A 14,926-nucleotide genomic window follows, 5' to 3' on the forward strand; every position below is an offset into this window, starting at 1 on the left:
AAGGTGCACGCGCAGTGGTGGCATCTCGAAGCGGCCGCCAGATCAGGAGAGGAAGATGAACGGTTCACGACTGGCGCCGACGTTCGCGCGCTCGGCTTCTATTCTTGCAATGACGGCAGGGCTCTTGCTGCCCAGCTTGGCGGCTGCACAGGATGCAGGACCAGAAGCGGCATCGCCTATCTCGCAAGAAGAAGAAACCACCGACGAAGTCGTGGTTACCGGCATCCGAGCGGCGCTTGAGCGCTCCATCGCTATCAAGCGCGACGCGTCCGGCATCGTCGATGCGATCTCCGCCGAAGACATCGGCAAGTTCCCCGATACTAACCTGGCCGAATCGCTCCAGCGCATTCCTGGCGTGTCGATCAACCGCACCAACGGCGAAGGCTCGCTGGTCACCGTTCGCGGCTTTGGCCCGACCTACAACCTTGTGACGCTCAATGGGCGGCAGCTCGCCACGTCCAACGTCTCTGTAGTCGGCGGCGACCAGAACGCCGACGGCGCGCAAGGCACCAGCCGTTCCTTCGACTTCTCCAACTTGGCGACCGAAGGCGTCCGCACGCTGGAAGTCTACAAAACCGGCCGTGCGGCAATCCCCTCGGGCGGCATTGGCGCGACCATCAATGTCGTCACCCGTCGCCCGCTCGACAACCGCGACGCTGGCTTGAACGGCAGCATCGGCGCCAAGGCGGTGTACGACACCAGCGTCAACGACTGCCTCGATTGCGGGTCGAAGGTCACGCCGGAATTCTCGGGCGTGCTGAGCTGGAGCGATGACGAGCAGCGGTTCGGTGTCTCGCTGTTCGGAAGTTATCAGAAGCGCAACTTCACTTCGATCGCCGCCACGTCCAACGACTGGAACATCATTCCGTACAGCACCTTCCTGACGGGCGGATTCGCCCGCAGCGGGGGCGCGTGCGTGGGCGGCACCCCCTCCCCGACCTGCACGGTGGTGAACAACGCGCCGACCGACCTCAACCAGCTGGTCGCGATCCCGAACGACAGCCGCTACCACTATGCCGAGGGCAGCCGCGAGCGCATCAACGGCCAGGCGGTGCTGCAGTTCAAGCCGACGGATTCGCTGACCCTGACCGCCGACGCGCTCTATGCGCAGAACACCCAGCAGGAGACCCGGTCGGACCTGTCCAACTGGTTCAGCCGTCCCTTCGACGTGGTGACCTTCGACGGCAACCCGACGGTCGCGACCGCGAATTATCTTCGCGAAACCATCAACGGTCAAAAAGACATCGGCTTCGAAGCGCAGTCGCGCGGGCAAAAGGGCAAGCTTGAGGACTATGGCCTGAACGCCAAGTGGGAGATGGCGAGCAACTTCTCGCTGAACCTGGACGGCCACTGGTCCAAGTCGTCGAGCCGTCCGAACAATCCCAATGGCGTGTCGTCGACGCTGGTCGGTATGGGCGCGAACGTCATCGCGCAGCACTCGGTCGACTACAGCAACGGGATCCCACGCGAGGACGTCACCTTCGGCCCGAGCGGGCCGCTGGACGTCAACGACGTCGGTTCGCAGATCGGGCGAACCTACACCAACACGCAGCAGCAGGAAGTCAAGGAAGTCCGCGCCGACTTCGCCTGGGACCTGGGTGCAGGCAGCCGGTTCGACTTTGGCGGCAATTATCGCACCGCCGACATGCGCCAGACTTCCGTCTCGACGCAGCAGACGCTGGGCGACTGGGGCATCACCAGCCCCGGCGATGTCGAGCGGCTTGCCCCCGGTGCCCTTCAGGGCTTCTGCCTTGAATGCAAGTTCGATCAATATAATCCGGGCGGCGACCCCGAATTGCAGACGGCGTATCGGGGCAATGCAGCTTCGATCTATTCGATCCTGTCGCCCTATTATGCCGGCCTTGGCCGAGCGGTCGGCGTGACCGGCAACCAGGACAACCGCGTCAAGGAAGAGATCTGGGCCGCCTATGGCCAGGTCACCTGGAAGGGCGACCTGGGCGGCGCGGATGCGCGGCTCGTCGCGGGTGTCCGCTACGAGCACACCAAGTCGACGACCACCTCGCTTGAGGCGGTGCCCGGCGCGATCACCTGGGTGTCGGACAACGACTTCACGGTTTCGATCTCCGACCAGACCCGCTACGTCACCGACGGCGGCAGCTATGACAACATCCTGCCGCAGATCGACTTCCAGGTCGAAGTGGCGCGCAACCTGATCGGCCGCGTGTCGTACAGCAAGACGATCGCACGCCCGAACTACGGCAATCTGTTTACCGCAACCACGGTGGGCGGTCCGCCGCGCCCGATCAACAATGGCGGCATCGCCACGGCGAATACCGGCAACGCCCGGCTGCGGCCGCTGATCTCGGACAATTTCGACGCCTCGCTGGAATGGTATTTCAAGCCCGACAGCTATGTGTCGGTAGCATTGTTCGACAAGCGCGTGCGCAACTTCATCGGCAACGGCCAGTTCACTTCCGACCTGTACGGTCTGCGGGACCCGAGCTCGGGCGCGGCGGGTAGCCGGTCCGGCGATGCCCGCGCGGCACTCACGGGCCTCGGCGCCGATATCAGCGACGCCAATTTGTTCGTGATGACCGCGCTGATCCAGTCCACCGGATCGGTCGGTGCCGCCACCACGCAGTTCAGCGCCAACTACAACCCCGGCACCCGCTCGCTGAACGATGCCTTTGTCCAAAGCATCAACAACTCGCTCGACGTGGCGGGCCTGCCCTCCGATCCGCTGTACCAGTTCCAGGTGACACGCCCGATCAACAACCGCGACGCGGAGATCTACGGTCTGGAAATCGCGGGCCAGTATTTCCTCGGCACCACCGGCTTCGGTGTCGCCGCGGCGTACACGCTGGTGCGCGGCGACGTTGGCTTCAACATCGGCGCAAGCCCCAGCGAGGATCAGTTCGCGCTGCTGGGACTCAGCGACACGGTGAGCGGCACGCTGATCTACGAGAAGAACGGGTTGTCGGCGCGGGTTGCGTATAACTGGCGCGACAAGTTCCTGTCGGGGATCAATCGCCAGGGATCGCGCAATCCCGAGTTCACGGCTCCGTTCGGCCAGCTCGACGCGACGCTCAGCTATGAGATCACGCCGCAGATCGCGATCACGCTGGAAGGCATCAACCTGTTGGAAGAGAGCGTCCGCACCTACGCTCGCGACGAACAGCAGCTGTGGTTCGCGCAAGAGCTCGATCGTCGCTTCCTGCTGGGCGCACGCTTCCGCTTCTGAACGGCCGTTGAAGAGGTGGAGGGGCGAGGCAAGCGGCGCCCCTCTTCCTCACGCATGTTTAGCAGCGATGGGCTTTGCGCCATGCTGCTCCCGATAAGGCTTGGATAAAGACAGCGATGCCCAACAGGGTCGTGCTCAATAACATCGACCATGGTGAACTGACCGTGGCGATCCGCCATGGCGCGGCTTTCGACGACGCCGTCAACCAGGTGCCGATCCTTCCGACCGAACTGGAAGAAGCCCAGCGCGAGTTTCCGATCCTCTTCCATCGCCGGGCTGGCGGCATCGAAGCCGTGGCCCTGCTGGGGCTGGATCGTGACGAGAACCTGTTCCTGGACGGAGATCGCTGGAGCAGCCGACATATCCCGCTCTTGCAGCAGCGCGGCCCCTTCTCAATCGGCCTGTCGGATGGGGGCGAGCCGATGCTCCATGTCGATCTGGAGGACCCAAGAGTCGGATCGCCCGATGGCGCCCCGCTATTCCTGCCGCATGGCGGGAACGGGCCGTATCTGGAGCATGTGAGCCAGGTCCTACGGCTGATCCATGCCGGAGCAGAAACCGCTCAGGCAATGTATGGGGCGTTGGACGCGGCGGGTCTCATCCAGCCGATCGCGCTGGAAGTGACGCTGGACGCCGAGACGCGCTACGCGATCACCGGGCATGAAGTGTTGTCGCGCGAACGCCTTGCTGCGCTGAGCGGAACCGAGTTGGAGGCGCTGCATCGCGAAGGGTTCCTGGCGAGCGCGTTCCTCATCGCGGCGTCGCTGGGCAACATCAGCGGGCTGATCGAGCGCAAGAACGCCCGCCGCAGGGCCGCATGAGCCACGTCGCACTTGTTGCGCGGCGGACGCGGGTGATCGAGGATGTGGCTGCAGACGCGATCCCCTTTGACCAGCTGATGGCGGAGCAGCGGCCGACGATCCTGAAGGGCGTTGCGCGGCATTGGCCGATCGTTGGTGAGGGGCTGAAATCACCGCGCGATGCGATCGCCTATATCCAGGGTTTCGATGCTGGGCGGCCGGTGGTTGGCTTCACCGGCAAGCCCGATATCAAGGGGCGGTTTTTCTACAATGACGAACTGACCGGGTTCAATTTCGAGGGTGCGCGGGTTGGGTTGGGTGCTACGCTCGAGCGGATTGGCCAGCATCTTGTCGACGCGGAAACGCCTTCCTTCTACATTGGGTCGACGGACCTTGGGATCTACTTGCCTGGCCTTCGCGAGGCGGGGAACGACCTGGCGTTGAACCACCCGATGTTTGCCGCGCATCCGCCGATCGCGAGCATCTGGATCGGCAACCGCACTAAGGCCTCCGCGCACTACGATATGTCGCATAATTTAGCCTGTTGTGCGGTCGGGAAGCGGCGTTTTACGCTGTTTCCGCCCGATCAGGTCGCTAACCTGTACCCCGGACCGCTGGAACCCACGCCGGGCGGCCAAGTGATCAGCATGGTGGATTTCGTCGCGCCGGATTTCGACGCGCACCCCAACTTCCGCGCGGCACTGGAGGTGGCGGAGATCGCCGAATTGGAGCCGGGGGACGTGCTGTTCTACCCCGCCCTTTGGTGGCACCATGTCGAGGCGCTCGACGCCTTCAACGTGCTCGTCAATTACTGGTGGAATACCTCGCCGGCGTTCATGGACACGCCGCAGAACACGCTGCTGCACGCGCTGCTCAGCCTGCGCGACCGGCCCGAGCCGGAGAAGCAGGCTTGGAAGGCGCTGTTCGACTATTATGTGTTCGGACCCGCAGAGTTGGCCGGCGCGCACCTGCCGGAACATGCGCGCGGGCCGCTCGGGACGCTGGATGAACTGGCCGCGCGGCGGCTTCGCGCGCAGCTGTTGAGCAAGTTGAACCGATGAGCGCGCAGGCAGTGAAGCGGGTGGTGATCGCCGGGGGCGGCACGGCGGGGTGGATCGCGGCGGCGGCGCTGGTCAAGCAGCTGGGGCCGTTGCTCGACATCACGCTGGTGGAGTCGGACGAGATCGGTACCGTCGGCGTGGGGGAGTCGACCATCCCCACCTCCCGGCGGTTTCACCAGTTGCTGGGGCTCGACGAGCCGACCTTCATGCGCGAGACGCAGTCCAGCTTAAAACTGGGCATTTCGTTCGAGAACTGGACCCGCGAAGGCGATCGCTATTTCCACTCCTTCGGCCAGACGGGGCGGCAGGCGAGCTGGATGGCCGACTTCCACCATTTCTGGCTGGAGGCGCAGGCGCAGGACTTTGGCGGCTCGCTTGGCGAATATAGCCTGGAGACGCAGGCGGCAGAGGCCGGGCGGGTCGAGGCTGGCGCGGACGCGCGCACGCAATACGCCTATCACCTGGACGCGACGCTGTACGCGCGGTTCCTGCGCCGATTGAGCGAGCCCGCGGGCGTCCGCCGGGTCGAAGGCAAGATCGCCCGGGTCGAGCAGGCACCCGAGACCGGCTTCCTGACCGCGCTGGTGCTCGAATCCGGGGAGCGGATCGAAGGGGACCTGTTTCTCGACTGCACCGGCTTCCGCGCGTTGCTGATCGAGCAGACGCTGGAAACCGGCTTTGAGGATTGGGGCCAGTGGATCAGCACCGACAGCGCCTTTGCCGTGCAGACCGAGGCCACTGCCCCGCCCGTCCCCTATACGCGCGCCATCGCCCACCAGGCAGGCTGGCGTTGGAAGATCCCGTTGCAGCACCGCGTCGGAAACGGGCTGGTATTCTGCAGCGAGTTCCTGTCCCCCGACGCCGCGCGGCAGCAATTGCTGGACGCCGTCGAGGGCAAGCCGCTGACCGAGCCGCGGCTGATCCGCTATCGGACCGGGCAGCGGCGCAAGGCGTGGAACGGGAACTGCATCGCCCTGGGGCTGTCGAGCGGGTTCATCGAGCCGCTGGAGTCCACCAGCATCCACCTGATCAAGACGGCGGTGACGCGGCTGATCCAGACCTTCCCCTTTGCCGGGATCGGCGGCGCGCAGGTGGAGCGCTTCAACGCGCAGTTCCGGCACGAGATGGAAGGCGTGCGCGACTTCATCATCCTCCATTATCACCTGAACGCGCGCGACGGGCCATTCTGGGAGCGGTGCCGGACCATGGCGATCCCCGACAGTCTGGCGGCGCGCATCGCGCTGTTCCAGGAGAGCGCACAGGCATATCAGGCATCGGACGACCTGTTCCGGGTCGATAGCTGGGTGCAGGTGTTGCTAGGCCAGGGCGTGGCGCCGCGCGGACACCATCAGCTTGCGCGGATGATGCAGGCGGGGGAGCTGGACCAGGCGCTGTCCGGGATACGCGCCAGCGTGGCGCATGCGGCGCGGGAGATGCCTTCGCATGCCGATGCGCTGGCGCGGTACTGTCCTGCGCCGCGGCAGTAGCGGTTGGGGGCCGTAGACAGGCTGTAGGCGCCCACGCTTGGGCGGGCTGACACGGCGCTCCTGATCGCAGCGCCCGACAACGCCGCGGGCGGGGTTGCAGGCTCCCCCTCCCTATCAGGGAGGGGCCAGGGGTGGGTTCGGGCAAGGGCGGGCTCGATGCCCGGCCTTGTCCCTTTCTTCCGAGCAACTCGCTGGGCTCGCTGCGCTCGCACCAGCATCAGGTGAACAGCGCCTCGCGCTGTTCAGGCCATGCCGGGGGCATGGCCGACCTGTTGCTCCCTGCCCCTCCCTTGCAGGGAGGGGAGTTGAGAGGGAGAATGTGGACACAGCCTAGTACCTCCCCGTTCCGGGGAGGTTCGATTAAGATGACCTCTCAGGGAGAGGAGTTCTAGGTGGCGGCTACCTCAGGCCAGCCATCCGCCGCTGAAGCCGGCGCGGAGCAGGCCGTCGCGGATGGGGCGGGCGTTGCGCATATAGCCCCAGACGAAATCGGCCTGGTGGTTGGCGATCATCGCCAGGATGGGGCCCTGATCGATGCCGAGATATTCGTCGTTGAACCAGCCGAGTTCGGGATCGACCATCCCCTTTTCGACCTTCAGGCCCGCGCCAGCTAGCGTCGGGTTGAAGCTGTCGAGGAAGCCGTATTTCCCATACAGCCTGCCTCCGTAGCGCACATGCATGGCCTGGGCGCAGGGGATCACGATTTCCGGGGCAAAGGCGATTGAGCCGAGCGCGGCGGTAGGCGCCAGGGTGCCGTCGTCGAACTCGTCGGGCATGCCCAGCGGGCCGCGTGCGGAATAGGTGCGGAACTGGCGCGGCTTTCCGTTCACCTGGTGCGTGCCGCCGAGCGGGCCGTCACAGGCGGTCAGGCCCCAGATGTCGGCGGCATAGCCCTTCCACCCTTCAGGGTTGCGGATCGCATAATCCCGCTGGGCGTAGGTGGCGCGGCGGCTGTTCTCGAAATAATCGAAGCCTTCGGCGCGCATGGTGGCGTCGCGAACGCCGCGAAAGTCGACCCAGACATGGCTGTACTGGTGTCCGAAGTGCGGTCCGAAGGCCAAGTGCCTCCCCTGCCCCTCGCCGCGCCAGCTATGGGGATAGGTGGCGGTCCAGGCCTGCCAGGCGTCGCGGCTGAGGCGACGGGCCGGGTCGGGTGCGCCTAGGCCCAGCACATAGACGAGCATCGCCTCGTTATAGCCCTTCCAGTCGGACGGGATGAAGCCGCTTTCCGGGTGCCAGCCCATCGACACCAGGGGCGCTCGGGCCTGCATCCAGCGCCAGTCGACGCGGTTGTAGATCTTCCTGGCCAGGTCGCGGATCTCGCGCTCCGCCGCGGCGGTTCCGTCGAAGAATTCGGCGGCGAACAGGATGCCGCCCAGCAACAGGCAGGTGTCGACGGAGGACAGCTCGGTCCGCCCGAAGCGCAGCCCCTGCTGCATGTCGAGAAAGTGGTAGAAGAACCCCTTATGCCCGGTGGTGCCAGAGGCGCTGGGGCCCTGGGGCGCGTTCCAGAAGAAGCGCAGGGTGGTCAGTGTACGCTGTACGGCGGCCTGATGGCTCACCCAGCCGCGTTCGACGCCGATCGGATAGGCAGTGAGCGCAAAGCCGACCGCCGCGATGCTGCAAAAGCCGGCACTGGGCCAGCGATCGGGCGCCAGCCCGTTTGCCGGATTGGTGGTTTCCCAGAAGAAGCGGAACGTCCGCTCCGACACGTCGTCGATCAGCCCGGGGGCGGAACTGGGCGCCGGTACCGCCGGAAGCACGCCCGGACGGGTGCAGGCACCGGCCGCGCCGCCGGCAACCAGAAGGGAGGTGCAGGCGAGAAGCGAACGGCGCGTGATCAACATCAATCTCCAAAAAGGAGGCGAGACCGCCAAGGGGAGCGGCCCCGCCCAGGGGAGGGTCTGGTTAGAAGCGGTAGCCCAGCCGGAACTGGATACGGCGCGGCAGGGTGATGGTGTTGCGCCCGATCTCGGCTGGGTCGAGCGGATCGGTCACGGCACCCGTTGCCGGGTTGATGGTGTTGTTGAAGAACTCGTCGAACCCTTCGAAGTTCTTGTTGTTGAACACGTTGAGCACGTCGACCGCAGCCTGGACGCGGTCACCGCCGAACACTTCGAAGTTCTTGGCGAGGGTCATGTTGACTTCGCAGAAGGCGAACAGCCCCTCGATGCAGTTCTTCGCCGGATAGCGCGCCGAGAAGCTGTTGAAGCCGGAGTCCGCGCCGTTGGTGCCATCGGTGACGCGGAAGGCCTGGCCGCTGCCGAGCGTCGTCAACGTCGAGAACTGGAAGCCCAGCGGCAAGTCGACGATGCCCGAGATCACCAGCCGGTGCCGCTCGTCGCCGCTGCGGGGACGCCAGCCATAATCGTCCGGCGTCACTGCATCGAGGCTGAACAGGTCGCCGCCATTCTGCTCGCCCTTGGAGAGCGTGTAGGCGATGTTCAGGCCCCAGCCCGAGGCTTCGGTATAGTTCTTGTCCAGCGTGACGAAGAGCGCCTTGTACCGGGTATCGAGCCCGTCATAGCCGATCAGCGCGTTCGCATAGCCGAAGGGCGCGAGGGGTGCGGTGTTGCAGCACGTGCCCAGCCCGTTGTTGTTCCGGGTAGCGAACAGGTTGGTATAGCCGTTGCGGCCGCGCTGATAGGAGCCGGTGACCGAGGCCTGGAACACGCCGATCTGCTGGCGCACGCCCAGGCTGATCTGGTCGTTCACCGGCGGGCGCGCGTTGTTCTTTACCGCGAACAGTTCCGGCAGGCCGGCGCTTTGCGAGCTGGCGCGCAGGGCAAGCAGCCCCTCGCGGCTCAGATAGCTGTTGTTCCAGGCGACCGTCGGCAGCCCGCCGCGCGGCGCGCCGTCGGGCGAGAAGCGGAACACGCCGATCGGATTGATCGTGCGCGACAGCTCGTCGACCGTGTTGTTGAAGCTGTTGCGGTCATAATAGCGCCCGAAGCCGCCGAAGAGCACGGTGGAACGGTTGCCGGCCAGATCCCAGGAGAAGCCGAAGCGCGGGGCGATGGCGCCGCCGAACGGCTGCCGATTGTTGCCGTCCGAGATGTAGTCTTCGGGGTTGAAGTAATCGGTGGCGGGCAGCGAGCGCAGCGCCGCCGCGGCATTGGCGGGCGTGCGGTAATCGTTGTTGAAGCCGTTGGTCTCGTAGTCCCAGCGGACGCCAAGGTTCAGCTGCAACCGGCTGGTGATGTCCCAGTCGTCCTGCACATACAGGCCGACCTGGGTGTTGGAACCCTGGATCAGGCCGTTGCCGAGGCCGAGACGCGCTTCTGCCGGGAAGGCGAAGTTGAGGTTGTTCTGCGGCTCGCGGCGGAAGGTGAAGCGCGGCTGGATGTATGCCTGGTTGGCGAACTCGATGTCGGTCACCTCGACGCGACCGCCGACCTTGATCGCGTGGCCGTCGAAGCCGGTATAGGTGAAGTCATTGCGCAGCGTGTGGCCCTTTTGGACCTCGCGCCGGGTCGAATCCTTGCCGCCGAAGATGATGACCGAGTCATAATCGAAGGTGGGAAGGTTCGGGTTCAGCGACGTCGGGTTGAACGTGTAGTCGAGATAGTTGGCGTTGAACTCGTTGGTGAAGTTGTCGCCGCTATAGGTCCATTTGAACAGATAGGTGTCGACGCGGTTGATCTTGTTCTCGGCAGCCTCGTACGAGGTATTGCCGCCGAAACCCTGGATGTCGGTTTCTTCGCGGCGGCTGAAGGACAGGTCGAAGGTCTGGCGATCATCGGGGGTGAGCGTCAGCTTGCCGAAGTAGAAGTCGCCGCGGAACGGGCTGACGAATGCGCCTTCGAAATCGGCGAGGCGGCGGCCGGAGAACTGCTCAAACTCGCTGACGGCCGCGGCCGAGCCAGTGCTGTCGACGTTGAACGCGCGGTTCTGGTCGTTGCCTTCATAGGCGGCGAAGAAGAACAGCTTGTCCTTGACGATCGGGCCGCCGAGCGAGACGCCGTACTGCTTGCGCTCGAAAGCCGGCTCGGGCCGGTTCTCGCGCTTGTCGAAATACCCCTTCTGGGTCAGGCCCTTGTCGGTGTACTGGCCGAAGACCTCGCCGTGGAACTCGTTGGTGCCCGACTTGGTGATGGCAGTGATGATGGCCGAGCCGGCCTGCTCATATTCGGCCTTGTAGTTCTGGGTCAGGACGCGGAATTCCTGGACGGCGAGCTGGCCGAAGGGGTTTCCGCGGCTGTTCTGCTGGCCGGCGATGCCGCCTTCGCGCAGCTTGTTCTTCAGGCTGACGCCGTCGATGAACACATTCACCTGGCTGGCGGTCGAGGCGCCGGACTGGATGCCCTTGTCGGTCTCGCTGTCATTGTAGCGGACGCCCGGCGCGAGTGCGGCGAAGGAGAGGAAGTTGCGGTCGGTCTGTGGCAGGGTGCGGATCTGCTCCTGGCTGACGTTGGTCGCGACTTCGCTGGTGCGGGTTTCGCGCAGACGCGAACCGGTGATCACGACTTCGTCGCCGCCGGCGGTCTCTTCGGCTGCCACTTGCGCTGCCGCCCCGATGGTCAGGTCGAGCGAGGCGGACTGGGCCACGCCGATGCGGATCACCTGGCTGGCGGTTTCGCCGTTCAGGGTGGCGATGACTTCATATTCGCCGGCGCGCAGGCCCGAGAGCGTGTAGCTGCCGTCTGCCTGCGTGGTTCCACGGCTGGTCTGATTGGTGGCGGTGCTGCGCGCGGTGAGCGTCGCGCCGGCGGCCGGCGTGCCGTCGGCGTTCACCACCTGGCCGCGCAGCTGCGACGTGGTGACCTGTGCGCTTGCCGGCGCCGGCAGCACCACGGCCCCAGCGCTCAACATCGTGGCTGCGGCCAGATAGGCGCGCAGTGCCCTTCCCTTTGCGATCATGTTCTGGTCCCTTCTTCTTTTTTATGTGCAGTGGTGGTGGCGCGCACCTCGAGCTCGGGCGCGTGCAGTTCGGTCGCGGCGGGGTTGCCCCGTCCGCTAAGCTGGTCGGTGAGCCTGGTGACCGCGAGGGCGCCGATGCCAGCAATGGGCACGCGCATCGTGGTCAGATGGAGGTATCGGGCGACCGGAATGTCGTCGAAGCCGGCGACGGCGATCTGTTCGGGCACCGACACCCCCGCCTCGCGCAGGGCCAGCATGCAGCCGATCGCCATCATGTCGTTGGCGGCAAAGATGGCGTCGACGCGCTGGCCGCCAGCGATCAGCGCCCGGGCCGCCGCGGCACCGGCTTCTTCGCTGAAGTCGCCCGGCAGCACCAGCGGATCGTCCACGCCCGCGTGCCGCCGCATCGACAGCCGGAACCCCGCCAAGCGTTCCTCGGCATCAAGGTTGCCGGAGGGACCGGTCACATGCGCGATCGCGCGCCGCCCGGTCGCCAGCAAATGGCGAACCATGGTGTCCGCCCCGCCGACATTGTCGACCAACAGCGCGGGCGTGCCCTGGTCGGCGCGGCAGTTCACCAGCACTGCCGGCACGTTCTGCGGCATGTTGCGCATCAGTTCCGCGGCATCGAGATGCGGCGCCATCACCACCAGTCCGTCGACCCGGCCGCGCATCGCGCGCAGCGCATGGACGGCGTCGTTCAGGTCGGCATGCATGTTGGACAGGAGCAAGTGAAAGCCGCGTGCGCTGGCTTCCTTGTCCATGCCGCGCACGATTTCGGAAAAGAACTCGCCATGCAGGTCGGGCAGAACGACGCCGATGGCGTGCGCGCGCGCCATGCTGAGGCTGCGGGCACCGGCATGGGGAACATAGCCGAGCTTTTCGGCAGCCGCGACGACGCGGGCGCGCGTATCGGCACGGATGTTCTCCGCACCGTTCAGCGCGCGCGACACCGAGGCGACGGAAACCTCCGCCTCCCGTGCGACATCGCGAATGGTGGCTTGCGCCATGGAAACTCGTTCTCCCTGCCCGCGCATGTGCCCGCGCTTTGGCTAAATGTGGTTGCACCTGATGAAACCGGTTGCGTTGCTCACGGTGCGCCATACTATGTAACCGGTTACATCGAAGGACCCAAGCGAAATTTGCTTGCGGGCCCCAGCCGCTTCGGTCGCAGGCGGAAAAAGGTTCTAGGAGGAGAATATCATGGTGGATGCACGGATCTCGCGGCGCGCGGCGCTGTTGGGCGCCGGTGCGGTCGCTGCCTGGGCAGCGAGCCCGGCACGCGCGCTCATCCAGGCAGCCGACACGCAGCGGATTCCTGCCTTTGTCGACGCGCTGATCGCGCGGATGACCGTGGAGGAAAAGGCGGGTCAGCTGACCTTGAACGCCGCGGCATGGGCCGGCTCCGCCGCAACCGCACTCAATCCGCCGTCAGCCGGCGCGAGCTTCGAAGAGCAGCTGCAACAGGTTCGCGCCGGGCAACTCACCGGCGTCTTCAACGGCAACGGCGCTGAGATGTCGCGCCGGATGCAGAAGGTCGCGATGGAGGAGTCGCGGCTTAAGGTTCCGCTGATCTTCGCCGCCGACATCATCCACGGCCACCGTACCGTCTTCCCGGTGCCGCTGGGCGAGGCCGCGAGTTGGGAGCCCGAGCTTGCCGAGCGCACCGCCCATATAGCCGCCGTCGAAGCAGCGGCGGCCGGCATCGACTGGACCTTTGCGCCGATGGTCGACATCGCCCGCGACGCGCGCTGGGGTCGCGGCGTAGAGGGTGCTGGCGAAGACGTGCACCTTGGCAACCTTTTCGCCGCCGCGCGGGTGCGCGGCTTCCAGGGCAAGCGCCTGACCGACCGCGACGCCGTGCTCGCCTGCGCGAAGCATTTCGTCGCCTATGGCGCTGCCGAAGCCGGGCTGGACTATAACAGCGTCGACATTTCCGAGCGCACGCTGCGGGAAGTGTATTTCCCGCCTTTCCGGGCTGCGTTCGGCGCGGGCGCGCTGTCGGCCATGGCTTCGTTCAACGAACTGTCGGGCGTTCCCGCGACCGCCAACAAATGGCTGCTCGACGACATCCTGCACGGCGAATGGGAGTTCGGCGGGCTGGTCGTGTCCGATTACACCGGTGACGAGGAACTGATCGCACATGGCTATGCCAAGGACGGCCGCGATGCCGCGCGCCTGGCGTTCCTGGCGGGGGTCGACATGTGCATGCAGAGCGGCCTCTACATGAAGCACCTGCCCGCGTTGGTGCAGGCTGGCGAGGTGCCCCTGGCGCGGCTGGACCAGGCGGTTCGCCGCGTGCTGGCGGTGAAGGCGCAGCTTGGGCTCTTCGACGATCCCTTCCGCCGCATCGATCCCCGGCGTGAAAAGACGCTGGTGCTGTCCAAGCCGCACCGCGCACTGGCGCGCGAGGCCGCCCGCCGATCGGTGGTGCTGCTCAAGAATGACGGCAATCTCCTCCCGCTCAGGAAGAACCAGAAGATCGCGCTGATCGGCCCCTTCGCCGCCGGACAGCATGACTTGGTCGGCCCGTGGTGCGTCTATGGCGACGACAAGCAGGCGGTGGACCTGGCGACTGGCATGCGCGCCGCCGCGACCGATCCGGCGCTGATCACCATTGCTGCGGGTTCAGGCGTGGAGGAGCCGCTTGCCGGTGGGATCGACGCCGCAGTTGCCGCGGCGAGGGCTGCTGACGTGGTGGTGCTCGCGATCGGCGAAGGCACGCGCATGTCCGGCGAAGCGCAGTCGGTGACCGACATCGTCGTGCCCGCGCCGCAGATGGCGCTGGCCGAGGCTGTCGCCGCCACGGGCAAGCCGATCGTCGTGCTGCTCAAGAACGGCCGCGCGCTTGCGCTGGAAGGCGCCGTGGCGGCTGCGCCGGCAATCCTGGTCAGCTGGTTCCTGGGCACCGAGACCGGGCCGGCGCTGGCGGACGTGCTGTACGGCGCCTACAGCCCCTCGGGCCGCCTGCCGGTCAGCTTCCCGCGTGCGGCCGGGCAGGTCCCCTACTACTATAACCACAAATCCACCGGCCGCCCGAACCCCGAAGGCGCGCTTCAGGAATACAAGACCCACTATCGCGGCGTGCCCAATTCGGCGCTGTATCCCTTCGGACATGGCCTTACCTACGGCCAAGTGGACTATGCCGATCTCCGCCACGATCCGGTTCTTGGCTGGAACGGCGCGCTCAACGTGCGTGCGACGGTACGCAACACCGGCAGCCGCGCGTGCGAGGAAGTGGTTCAGCTGTACGTGCGCGACCGTACGGCCAGCATCACGCGCCCCGTCCGCGAGCTGAAGGCGTTCCAGAAGATCGCGCTCAAGCCCGGCGAGACGCGGCAGGTGGACTTTACCATCCGGGCTTCGGACCTGAGGTTCGTAGGTCAGGACAATCGCTGGACGACCGAGCCCGGCACGTTCGACCTTTGGATAGCCCCCTCCGCCGAGGCTGAGGGGTTGGCCGGGCGCTTCGAGCTCACCCGTACGTAAGCACGCCTGACGGGAGCGGGCCGTGCG

8 protein-coding genes are annotated in these 14,926 nt (G+C 65.8%); 5 read left to right on the forward strand and 3 right to left on the reverse strand.

Features of this window, described 5'->3' with window-relative positions; genetic code table 11:
- Positions 1 to 55 precede the first annotated feature (55 nt).
- The 4 genes from LQ953_RS10140 (at position 56) to LQ953_RS10155 (ending at position 6,550) form a co-directional block, all read left to right on the forward strand.
- Complete coding sequence (locus LQ953_RS10140) at positions 56 to 3,202, forward strand: TonB-dependent receptor (protein ID WP_231030664.1); 3,147 nt, start codon at positions 56 to 58, stop codon at positions 3,200 to 3,202.
- 116 nt (positions 3,203 to 3,318) lie between these two features.
- Positions 3,319 to 4,023: a SapC family protein gene (locus LQ953_RS10145; RefSeq protein WP_231030665.1), complete on the forward strand. Its 705-nt coding sequence runs from the start codon at positions 3,319 to 3,321 to the stop codon at positions 4,021 to 4,023.
- Positions 4,020 to 5,063 carry a cupin-like domain-containing protein gene (locus LQ953_RS10150; protein ID WP_231030667.1) on the forward strand — a complete coding sequence of 348 codons (1,044 nt, stop codon included), beginning with the start codon at positions 4,020 to 4,022 and terminating at the stop codon, positions 5,061 to 5,063. Before LQ953_RS10145 ends, LQ953_RS10150 begins: the two co-directional genes overlap by 4 nt.
- The gene (locus tag LQ953_RS10155; protein WP_231030668.1) at positions 5,060 to 6,550 is read left to right on the forward strand and encodes a tryptophan halogenase family protein; all 1,491 of its coding nucleotides are present in this window, start codon (positions 5,060 to 5,062) and stop codon (positions 6,548 to 6,550) included. Before LQ953_RS10150 ends, LQ953_RS10155 begins: the two co-directional genes overlap by 4 nt.
- Before the next feature lie 404 nt (positions 6,551 to 6,954).
- Here LQ953_RS10155 and LQ953_RS10160 read toward each other — a convergent pair whose 3' ends face one another.
- From LQ953_RS10160 to LQ953_RS10170, 3 genes are all read right to left on the reverse strand, one after another.
- Positions 6,955 to 8,397, reverse strand: a complete 1,443-nt coding sequence (locus LQ953_RS10160) for a glucoamylase family protein (protein WP_231030670.1) — start codon at positions 8,395 to 8,397, stop codon at positions 6,955 to 6,957.
- Positions 8,398 to 8,458: 61 nt separating this feature from the next.
- Positions 8,459 to 11,410 (reverse strand): TonB-dependent receptor, encoded by a 2,952-nt coding sequence (locus LQ953_RS10165; RefSeq protein WP_231030672.1) that lies wholly within the window; start codon positions 11,408 to 11,410, stop codon positions 8,459 to 8,461.
- Entirely contained in the window at positions 11,407 to 12,420 is a 1,014-nt protein-coding gene (locus LQ953_RS10170; protein WP_231030674.1) for a LacI family DNA-binding transcriptional regulator, read from the reverse strand. Before LQ953_RS10170 ends, LQ953_RS10165 begins: the two co-directional genes overlap by 4 nt.
- A gap of 193 nt (positions 12,421 to 12,613) precedes the next feature.
- Here LQ953_RS10170 and bglX point away from each other — a divergent pair, with 193 nt between their 5' ends.
- Positions 12,614 to 14,899 (forward strand): beta-glucosidase BglX, encoded by a 2,286-nt coding sequence (gene bglX / locus LQ953_RS10175; protein WP_231030676.1) that lies wholly within the window; start codon positions 12,614 to 12,616, stop codon positions 14,897 to 14,899.
- Positions 14,900 to 14,926: the final 27 nt, after the last annotated feature.

The organism is Sphingomonas sp. IC-56, assembly GCF_021043375.1.
Taxonomy (GTDB): domain Bacteria; phylum Pseudomonadota; class Alphaproteobacteria; order Sphingomonadales; family Sphingomonadaceae; genus Sphingomonas.